The sequence below is a fragment of the Frigoribacterium faeni genome, from assembly GCF_007988805.1.
Classification (GTDB): domain Bacteria; phylum Actinomycetota; class Actinomycetes; order Actinomycetales; family Microbacteriaceae; genus Frigoribacterium; species Frigoribacterium faeni.
In genome coordinates this window covers 20,163-29,852 of sequence record NZ_BJUV01000036.1, presented here as the reverse complement: position 1 = coordinate 29,852, position 9,690 = coordinate 20,163, and the positions used below count along the sequence as shown (strand labels likewise).

9 protein-coding genes are annotated in these 9,690 nt (G+C 71.8%); all 9 read left to right on the top strand.

All coding sequences use genetic code 11. The features are described 5' to 3' along the window. The first annotated feature begins 719 nt into the window (after nucleotides 1-719). Nucleotides 720-1,550: a hypothetical protein gene (locus FFA01_RS16340; protein ID WP_244289857.1), complete on the top strand. Its 831-nt coding sequence runs from the start codon at nucleotides 720-722 to the stop codon at nucleotides 1,548-1,550. Beyond that, on the top strand, nucleotides 1,543-2,547 hold the full coding sequence (locus tag FFA01_RS13630) for an HAD-IIA family hydrolase (RefSeq protein ID WP_244289856.1): 1,005 nt from the start codon (nucleotides 1,543-1,545) through the stop codon (nucleotides 2,545-2,547). The genes FFA01_RS16340 and FFA01_RS13630 overlap by 8 nt, the downstream gene beginning before the upstream one ends. Before the next feature lie 13 nt (nucleotides 2,548-2,560). Further along, nucleotides 2,561-2,752, top strand: coding sequence for a hypothetical protein (locus FFA01_RS13625; protein ID WP_146856730.1), 192 nt, complete (start codon nucleotides 2,561-2,563; stop codon nucleotides 2,750-2,752). Continuing rightward, nucleotides 2,749-3,573 (top strand): TlyA family RNA methyltransferase, encoded by an 825-nt coding sequence (locus tag FFA01_RS13620; RefSeq protein WP_244289855.1) that lies wholly within the window; start codon nucleotides 2,749-2,751, stop codon nucleotides 3,571-3,573. The genes FFA01_RS13625 and FFA01_RS13620 overlap by 4 nt, the downstream gene beginning before the upstream one ends. Further along, complete coding sequence (locus FFA01_RS13615) at nucleotides 3,537-4,499, top strand: NAD kinase (protein WP_146856729.1); 963 nt, start codon at nucleotides 3,537-3,539, stop codon at nucleotides 4,497-4,499. Before FFA01_RS13620 ends, FFA01_RS13615 begins: the two co-directional genes overlap by 37 nt. After that, on the top strand, nucleotides 4,496-6,202 hold the full coding sequence (gene recN, locus FFA01_RS13610; protein ID WP_146856728.1) for a DNA repair protein RecN: 1,707 nt from the start codon (nucleotides 4,496-4,498) through the stop codon (nucleotides 6,200-6,202). The genes FFA01_RS13615 and recN overlap by 4 nt, the downstream gene beginning before the upstream one ends. A gap of 173 nt (nucleotides 6,203-6,375) precedes the next feature. Then, nucleotides 6,376-8,055: a CTP synthase gene (gene pyrG / locus FFA01_RS13605; protein ID WP_244289860.1), complete on the top strand. Its 1,680-nt coding sequence runs from the start codon at nucleotides 6,376-6,378 to the stop codon at nucleotides 8,053-8,055. Then, a complete protein-coding gene (locus FFA01_RS13600; protein WP_146856727.1) occupies nucleotides 8,052-8,639 on the top strand; it encodes an NUDIX domain-containing protein in 588 nt (195 codons plus the stop codon). The genes pyrG and FFA01_RS13600 overlap by 4 nt, the downstream gene beginning before the upstream one ends. Before the next feature lie 28 nt (nucleotides 8,640-8,667). Continuing rightward, on the top strand, nucleotides 8,668-9,591 hold the full coding sequence (locus FFA01_RS13595) for a site-specific tyrosine recombinase XerD (RefSeq protein WP_146856726.1): 924 nt from the start codon (nucleotides 8,668-8,670) through the stop codon (nucleotides 9,589-9,591). Nucleotides 9,592-9,690: the final 99 nt, after the last annotated feature.

Here is a 9,690-nt window from a genome sequence, read left to right as displayed (position 1 = left end):
TTCGGGATCGTTTCCCGCACGACGGGTCGAGATTGATAGAGTCGACCCTCACAACACAACAGCTGGCAGAGAATTAGAGGAGTACCTCCGTGAGTGAACGCGACGACGACGACCGCAAGGACCGTCCCCGACGCTCGGATTCGTCCGACTCCGCTGCCAGCCGGCGGCCGAACAGCGGAAGCGGCGCGCCTCGGCGTGACCAGCCCGGCAATGATCGTCCGCAGCGCGGGGAGCGCCCCTCGTACGGGGATCGTCCGCAGCGAGGTGATCGTCCGTCCTCCGGTGAACGACCTCAGCGTGGCGACCGTCCTTCCTATGGGGATCGCCCGCAGCGGTCGGATCGTCCGTCGTACGGCGATCGCCCGCAGCGGTCGGACCGTCCGTCCGGGGATCGCCCGCAGCGGTCGGACCGTCCGTCATATGGCGATCGCCCCCAGCGGTCGGACCGTCCGTCTGGTGATCGACCTCAGCGCGGCGATCGTCTGTCGTACGGCGACCGCCCGCAGCGTGGTGACCGGCCGTCGTACGGCGACCGTCCTCAGCGCAATGACCGCGCCTCCTCTGGACGTGCCGGGGGAGACGACCGTCGTGGGCCCGGAGGGCCGCGTGGCGCCGACCGGAACGGGCGTGACTCGTTCCGTTCACGTGATCGCGAGACCCCAGAGGATCGCGACCCGTTCGGCATCAAGTCGGTGCGTCCTCCCCAGGAGGTCGCCCACGTGCCCGACGACGTCGAGCCCCGTGATCTCGACAAGGTCGCCCGTGGCGAGCTGAAGACCCTCAGCAAGGAGAACGCCGACTGGGTGGCGCGTCACCTCGTCATGGCCGGACGCCTGATCGAGGAGGACCCGGAGGAGGCGCACAAGCACGCCCTCTCCGCCGGCCGTCGAGCCGGTCGCATCGGCGTGGTCCGCGAGACCATCGCCATCACCGCCTACACGGTGGGCGACTACGCCATGGCGCTGCGCGAGCTGCGCACCTACCGTCGCATCTCGGGGCGCGAGGACCACCTTCCGCTGATGGTGGACAGCGAGCGAGGACTCGAGCGCCCGGAGCGTGCCCTCGAGCTGGGCCGGTCGATCGATCCGTCGACGCTCGATGTCCCGGTGCGCGTCCAGCTCGCCATCGCGATGTCCGGTGCCCGGCTCGACCTCGGTCAGGCCGAGGCGGCCCTCCGCGAGCTCGAGATCCCCCAGCTCGATCGCACGAAGGCCTTCTCCTACAGCCCCGACCTCTTCGACGCGTATGCGACCGTGCTCGACGACCTGGGTCGCGAAGCCGAGGCCGACGAGTGGCGGGCCCTGTCCGAACGGGCCGGCGAGGCCATCGAGCGTCACCTGCAGGGCGACGACGGCGAGACCGTCGAGATCGTCGAGGAGGACGTCGAGTGGGTCGACGAGTCCGTCGACGGCGAGCCCGTCGAAGGCACCGAGGACGACGGGCCCGTCGATCGTGGGCCCGTCGACGCCGCCTCGACCGAGGACCGGACCGCAGACGACGAGGCGCGTGACGACGAGGCGCGTGACGACGAGGCGGGCGACCGTGGCTGACGCCGCTACGCCGCTCGACGGCGTCGACACCGTTCTGGCCGACCTCGACGGCGTCGTCTATCGCGGCCGTCTGGCCATCGACCACGCCGTCGACAGCCTCAACGAGATCGCGTCCACGCGCCGGGTCGGCTACATCACGAACAACGCCTCCCGCACGGCCGCGGCCGTCGCGGGACAGCTCGCCGGCTACGGTCTGCAGGTCGAGGCGGACGACGTCGTGACGTCCCCGCAGGCGGCCCTGCGCCTCCTCGGGGACACCGTGCCTGCCGGCTCGACGGTGCTGGTCGTCGGGGGAGAGGGCCTCACGTCGGTGCTGACCGAGGGCGGCTACGTCGTCACCCGCTCGGCGGACGACCACCCCGCCGCCGTCGTGCAGGGCTTCAGCCCCGAGGTGGGCTGGCCCCAGCTGGCCGAGGCCTCCTTCGCACTCCACACCGGCATCCCGTGGATCGCCACGAACACCGACTGGACGATCCCGCAGGAACGCGGCATCGCCCCCGGCAACGGCACCCTCGTCTCGGCCGTGCACTCCGCGGTCGGGCGCCTGCCCGAGGTCGCGGGCAAGCCCGAGACCCCCATCTTCACCGCCGCCGTCGAGCGCTTCGAGGCCACGCGGGCGCTCTTCATCGGCGACCGGCTCGACACCGACATCGTCGGCGCCAACCGGGCCGGGCTGCTGTCCGTGCTCGTGCTGACCGGCATCGACGGGGCGAAGGAGCTCATCGCCGCCGACAAGGGGTCGCGACCCGACTTCGTCGTCGGGGACCTCCGCGAGCTGCTCCAGCCGTACCCTCCCGTCGTCGAGCACGACGAGGACGACGTCCACGTCGTGAGCGTCCGTGACGCCAGCGTCGCCGTGCGCGGTCACGTCGTCCGGGTGCTGTCGGAGGGATCCGACCCGACCGACCTCCTCCGTGCCGGAGCCGCCGCCGTCTGGGGGACCGGACGCGCCGTCTACGGTCTCGACATCGACCCGAAGCTGCACGCGGGTGACTAGGGTGGACGCCACCATGGACGACGACCACGAGGCGACGGAGCCGCAGGCGGACCGTCAGGAGGCGGTGGACGGTCTCCAGGAGCGCCTCCGGGGCATCGAGACCCGGCCCCTGGCGTCGCGGGCCGAGGCGTTCTCCCACCTGCACGACGATCTGAGGGACGTGCTCGAGGGCGCGACCGACGGCCCGTCGACGGAACCACGGTGACCACCGACGACACGGTGTCCGGCGACGGCGAGCGGCTCGACTCCGCGCTCGCGCGTCGGGGCCTCGCACGCTCGCGCACCCACGCGGCGCGGCTGGTGGCCGACGGCCTCGTCTCCGTGAACGGCTCCGGCGTGGTGAAGGCCGCGGTGCGGGTCGCCGAGACGGACCGGGTCGAGGTCGCCGGTCTCGACCACTACGTCAGCCGTGCCGCCCACAAGCTCGTCGGAGCTCTGGACTCGTTCGGGGTCGACGTCGGCGGCCGGGTCGCGCTCGACGTGGGCGCCTCCACCGGGGGCTTCACCCAGGTGCTGCTCGAACGCGGCGCCCATCACGTGGTCGCGCTCGACGTCGGACACGGTCAGCTCTCGGTGGGCCTGCGCTCGGATCCGCGCGTGACGATGGTGGAGGGCGTCAACGCCCGCTACCTCACGAGGCCGCAGCTGCGGTCGATGTCCGCCGAGTCCGCCTCGATCGACCTCGTCGTCGCCGACGTGTCGTTCATCTCGCTCACGATGGTGCTGCCCGCCCTGGTCGAGAGCGTCGGTGTGGACAGCGAGTTCGTGCTGCTGATCAAGCCTCAGTTCGAGGTCGGCCGTCAGGGCGTCCGAGAGGGCGTCGTGCACGACCCGGCGCTTCGGAACGAAGCCGTCACGGGCGTGTTGTGGGCCGCCCACGACCTCGGGCTCGGAACGGCGGGGCTCATCCCCTCACCGATCGTGGGAGGCGCGGGGAACCGCGAGTACTGCGTGCGGTTCTCGGCCTCCGCCGGGACGAATCCGACAGAATGGTTGAATACGGCCGACAGCGTGACGGGAGCGTGAGAGAGATCACTTCGACCAGGCACATCCTCGTCGTCTCGCACACGGGGCGACGGGACTCCATCGACGCGGCCCTCGTGGTCTGCGGGCTGCTCGCGGCCGCCGACGTCGTCCCCGTCCTGCCCCGCGACGAGTGGGACGACATCCGGGCCGCCGAGCCCGGCATCGGCAAGGTCGACATCCTGAACGACGACGTCCGCTGCGACGAGCTCGAGTGCGTCATCGTGCTGGGCGGCGACGGCACCATCCTCCGGGCCGCCGAGCTCACGAGGGGCACCACGGCGCCCATCGTCGGCGTCAACCTGGGCCATGTCGGGTTCCTGGCCGAGAGCGAGCGCGACGAGATGACCGACACGGTCCGCCGCGTGCTCGCCCACGACTACGACGTGGAGGAGCGCTTCGCGCTCGACGTCACCGTCACGGTCGGCAGCGAGGTCGTCTACGAGACCTGGGCCATGAACGAGGCCACCGTCGAGAAGGCGTCCCGCGAACGCATGCTCGAGGTCGTCATCGAGGTCGACGGCCGACCCCTGTCGTCGTTCGGCTGCGACGGGGTCGTCATGTCGACCCCCACCGGCTCCACCGCCTACTCGTTCTCGGCGGGCGGTCCCGTCGTCTGGCCAGAGGTGCAGGCCCTTCTGCTCGTGCCGCTCAGCGCGCACGCCCTCTTCGCCCGCCCGCTCGTCGTCGGGCCCGACTCGGTGCTCGCCGTCGAGGTCCTCAACCGCACCGAGGCGAAGGGCATCCTCTGGTGCGACGGCCGACGCGAGCACGACCTCCCGCCGGGTGCGCGGGTCGAGTGCACCCGCTCGGATCAGCCCGTGCGCCTGGCCCGCCTCCGGCAGGGCCCGTTCACCGACCGGCTCGTCGCGAAGTTCCACCTGCCGGTGACCGGCTGGCGCGGACCCGACCAGGTGGCGGCGCCGTGATCGAAGAGATCTCGATCCGCGACCTCGGCGTGATCGGCCGCGCCACGCTGCCGCTCGGCCCGGGCTTCACCGCCGTGACGGGGGAGACCGGTGCCGGCAAGACCATGGTCGTGACGGCCCTCGGGCTGCTGCTCGGTCAGCGCGCCGAGAGCGGCGTCGTCCGTTCGGGCAGCCCTCAGGCCGTGGTCGACGGACGATGGCTCGTGCCCGCCGACGGCCCCGTCGTGGAGCGGGTCGCCGAGGCGGGAGGCGACGTCGACGACGGCGAGCTCCTGCTCAGCCGGGTCGTCTCGGCCGAGGGCCGCAGCCGTGCCATCGTCGGCGGACGGGCCGCGCCGATCGGCGTGCTCGGCGACCTCGCCGACCACCTCGTCGTCGTGCACGGCCAGTCCGAGCAGATCCGTCTCAAATCCGCCTCCGCTCAGCGTGCAGCGGTCGACGCCCACGGCGGCGCCCCGCTGGCGGCGGCCGCGGCGTCGTACCGCAGCGCGTACGACGCCTGGCTGGCGGCCCGGGCCGAGCTCGACGAGATCACGCGCGATCGCGACGCGCGAAGGGCAGAGGCCGACGCCCTGCGGGAGGCGATCACGGAGATCGAAGGCGTCGCCCCCGTCGCCGGCGAGCTCGACGAGCTCGATGCCGCCGCCGAACGCCTGAGCAACGCAGAAGACCTCAGGCTCGCCGCCGGCCTGGCGCACGAGATCCTCTCCACCGAGGCCGTCGACGGCACCCGCGACGTCCTCGGTCTCGTCGACGAGGCCCGTCGGCAGATCGACCGGGTGGCGCCGCACGATCCTGCGCTCGCGCCCATCGCCGAGCTGCTCACCGAGGTCAGCGTGCAGGTCTCCGAGACCTCCTCGCGGCTCTCCAGCTACCTCGGGGGACTCGACGGCGACGCCGCCGGCGACCTCGAGGCCGTGCAGACCCGTCGCGCCGACCTCAACGGCCTCGTGCGTCGACACGGCCCGACCCTCGACGACGCGATCCGGCTGCTCGACGACGGCAGTCGGCGTCTGCTCGAGCTCGACGGAGACGACGACCGCCTCACGCAGCTCGACGACGAGGTGCGCGAGTTCCGGGCGGAGGCCGAGACCAGGGCGGCGAGACTGACCGAGCTGCGCCGCGCCTCCGGAGCCGACCTGTCCGAGGGGGTCAGCGCCGAGCTCGGTGCTCTCGCCATGACCGGCGCCGAGATCGTCGTCGAGGTGTCGCCCCGCGACGACCTCGGCACCTCGGGCGCCGACGTGGTGTCGCTCCTGCTCAAGCCGCACCCCGGCAGCGAACCCCGGCCGCTCGGCAAGGGCGCGTCCGGCGGCGAGCTCTCCCGGGTGATGCTCGCGCTCGAGGTGGTCATGGCCGGCTCGAGCGACGTGCCCACCTTCGTGTTCGACGAGGTCGACGCCGGCGTCGGCGGCTCCGCCGCGATCGAGATCGGCCGTCGTCTCGCCGAGCTCGCCGATCGCGCCCAGGTGATCGTCGTGACGCACCTGGCCCAGGTGGCGGCCTTCGCCACCAACCACCTGCGGGTCGTCAAGGACGCCTCGGGCGAGGTCACCGCGAGCAGCGTCCAGCAGCTCGACGGCGACGAGCGCGTCGCCGAGATGGCCCGGCTGCTCTCCGGCCTGCCGGACAGCACCAGCGGGCTGGATCACGCGCGCGAGCTGCTCGACCTGGCACGCGAGCGCGCCGACACACGTTCGTAACACCGGTGGCTGGTCTGAGCCCCGCTCGTGACATAGGATGGAATCCCGTGGTGAACGTACAGAACTCGGGCCTTGATTCCTCCTCGATCGACGGAGGCGGCCCTTCTGCCGCCACAGAGACCGGCGGCGACGTCGTCTCGAACGGCTCGGCCCCGGCCACCGTCACGAAGCACATCTTCGTCACCGGCGGCGTCGTGTCGTCGCTCGGCAAGGGCCTCACCGCGGCCAGCCTCGGCAACCTGCTGACCGCCCGCGGCCTGCGCGTCGTCATGCAGAAGCTCGACCCGTACCTCAACGTCGACCCGGGCACGATGAACCCCTTCCAGCACGGCGAGGTCTTCGTCACCGACGACGGCGCCGAGACCGACCTCGACATCGGGCACTACGAGCGGTTCCTCGACATCAACCTCGACCAGGCCGCGAACGTCACCACCGGCCAGATCTACTCGAGCGTCATCGCGAAGGAGCGCCGCGGCGAGTACCTCGGCGACACCGTGCAGGTCATCCCGCACATCACCGACGAGATCAAGCGCCGCATGCGTCAGCAGGCCGAGGGCGACCTCAAGCCCGACGTCATCATCACCGAGGTCGGCGGCACCGTCGGCGACATCGAGAGCCAGCCCTTCATCGAGTCGGCCCGCCAGGTGCGTCACGAGCTCGGCCGCTCGAACGTGTTCTTCGTGCACGTGTCGCTCGTGCCCTACATGGGCGCGTCGGGCGAGCAGAAGACGAAGCCCACGCAGCACTCCGTCGCCGCCCTGCGCTCGATCGGCATCCAGCCCGATGCCCTCGTGCTGCGCAGCGACCGCCCGGTCAGCGAGAGCAACAAGAAGAAGATCGCCCTGATGTGCGACGTCGACGAGGACGCCGTCGTCAACGCGAAGGACGTCGCGAGCATCTACGACATCCCGTCGATGCTGAACGACCAGGGCCTCGATTCGTACATCATCCGCCACCTCGGCCTCGCCGAGAAGGCCGGCGAGGTCGACTGGTCCGGCTGGCAGACCGTGCTCACCGCGGTCCACGAGCCCAAGCACGAGGTCACGATCGGGCTGGTGGGCAAGTACATCGACCTGCCCGACGCCTACCTGTCCGTCACCGAGGCCCTGCGGGCCGGCGCGTTCGCCCACCAGGCCAAGGCGAAGCTGGTGTGGATCCCCTCCGACGACTGCGAGACGCCCGAGGGCGCCGCGAAGGCGCTCGCCGAGGTGGACGGCATCTGCGTGCCCGGCGGCTTCGGCATCCGCGGCATCGAGGGCAAGCTCGGCGCACTGCGGTTCGCCCGCGAGAACAAGATCCCCGCGCTCGGCCTGTGCCTGGGCCTGCAGTGCATGGTCATCGAGTATGCGCGCAACGAGGCCGACCTGGCCGGCGCCTCCTCGTCCGAGTTCGACCCCGAGACCGAGTTCCCCGTCATCGCGACGATGGCCGAGCAGGTCGACATCATCGCCGGGGGAGACCTCGGCGGCACGATGCGACTGGGCCTCTACCCCGCGGCCCTGACGCCCGGGTCGCTGGCGGCCGAGCTGTATGGCTCCGAGCTGGTCGACGAGCGCCACCGCCACCGCTACGAGGTCAACAACCACTACCGTCAGCAGATCGCCGACGCCGGGCTGCGCTTCTCGGGCACCTCGCCCGACGGCACGCTCGTCGAGTACGTCGAGCTCGACCGCAGCGAGCACCCCTTCTACATCGGCACGCAGGCCCACCCCGAGCTGCGGTCGCGCCCGAACCACGCGCACCCGCTGTTCAGCGGTCTGATCGAGGCCTCGCTCGACCGACAGAACTCCAGCCGTCTGTTCGCGGACGACACCGACGAGGCGACCTCGGCCGCCGTGACGGAGTCCGCGTGAGCGGCACCACGGGGTCGACCGAGCCCGGCCCCCTCGCCGACGAGGCGTTCGAGCCGAACGTGACCTCGTCCGAGGTCGTCTTCGAGGGCGCCGTCTGGAACGTCCGCCGCGACGCGTTCGACTACGACGGCTCGTCGATCGTGCGCGAGTACGTCGCCCACACCGGCGCGGTGGCGATCCTCGCCGTCGACGACGAGGGCCGTGTGCTCGTGATCCGTCAGTACCGCCACCCGATCCGCTCGCGCGAGTGGGAGCTCCCCGCGGGGCTGCTCGACGTGTCGGGCGAGAGCGGGCTCGTCGCCGCCCAGCGGGAGCTGGCCGAGGAGGCCGACCTCCAGGCGTCCGACTGGTCCGAGCTCGTCGCCTTCCGCACCACGCCGGGCGGCAGCGACGAGACCGTCACCGTCTTCAAGGCCACCGGCGTCTCGGCGACCGGCTCGACCTTCGAGCGCGAGGCCGAGGAGGCCGACATCGAGGTGCGCTGGGTCGCCCTCGACGAGATCGTCGACGGCGTGCTCGCCGGCCGGCTGCGCAACTCGATCCTCGCGATCGGCGCGCTCGCCGCGGCGGCCTCCGCCCACTGATCGCGCCGACGATCGCCGGCGCGACCCGATGACGACGATCCAGGAGGCGGTCGACCGCTACCTGAGGCACGTCACGGTCGAGCGCGGCCTGTCGCCCAACACGGTCGCCGCGTACCGGCGCGATCTCGACCTGTGGCGAGGCCATCTCGAGGAGGCGGGACGCGCCTCCCCGGGGGACGTCACGGTCGCGGACGTGGCCGCGTTCCCCGTCGCGCTCTCCACCCGGCCCGAGAGACCGCTGGGGGCCGCGAGCGTGGCCCGGGTGCTGTCGTCGGTGCGCGGGCTGCACCGGTTCCTGCTCGAGGAGGGGCTCGTCGACACGGACGTCGCCGCGACGACGCGGCCGCCGAAGCTGCCGAGCCGTCTGCCGAAGGCCATCTCGGTCGCGCAGGTCGAGGCGCTGCTCGCCGCGACCGACGGCGACGACCCGGCTCGAGTGCGCGACAAGGCCCTGCTCGAACTGCTCTACGCGACGGGCGCCCGGGTGACGGAGGCCGTCTCCCTCAACGTCGACGACGTGATCGAGGGCGACGTCGTGCGGCTGTTCGGGAAGGGCGGCAAGCAGCGGATCGTGCCGCTCGGCAGCTTCGCCCGTCGCGCGCTGGACGCGTACCTCGTGCGGGCCCGGCCGGAGTTCTCGGCCAGGGGAGCGGCGACGCCCGCGCTGTTCCTGGGCGTGCGCGGCGCGCGTCTGTCACGGCAGAACGCCTGGCTGGTGATCCAGGCGGCGGCCGAGCGGGCCGAGCTCGACATCGACGTCTCGCCCCACACGTTCCGGCACTCGTTCGCCACGCACCTGCTCGAAGGCGGCGCCGACGTGCGGGTCGTCCAGGAGCTGCTCGGGCACTCGTCCGTCGCGACGACCCAGATCTACACGCTGGTCACGGCCGACGCGCTGCGCGACATGTACTCGCAGGCCCACCCGCGGGCGCGGCGTCGCACCCCCTCGTGAGCCTCGCTCCACCTGCCGTCTGATCAGCCAAAACCCTCAGGCACGGCATGAAGCTTCTTCGGCTCGCGACCGGGCGCGGCAGCCCGTCGGCGTCGGTCG

What these genes read in the sequence shown, in the direction of transcription:
- FFA01_RS13625 (WP_146856730.1), top strand. Translation starts at nt 2,561, where the DNA reads ATGGACGACGACCACGAGGCGACGGAGCCGCAGGCGGACCGTCAGGAG.
- FFA01_RS13615 (WP_146856729.1), top strand. Translation starts at nt 3,537, where the DNA reads ATGGTTGAATACGGCCGACAGCGTGACGGGAGCGTGAGAGAGATCACT.
- FFA01_RS13595 (WP_146856726.1), top strand. Translation starts at nt 8,668, where the DNA reads ATGACGACGATCCAGGAGGCGGTCGACCGCTACCTGAGGCACGTCACG.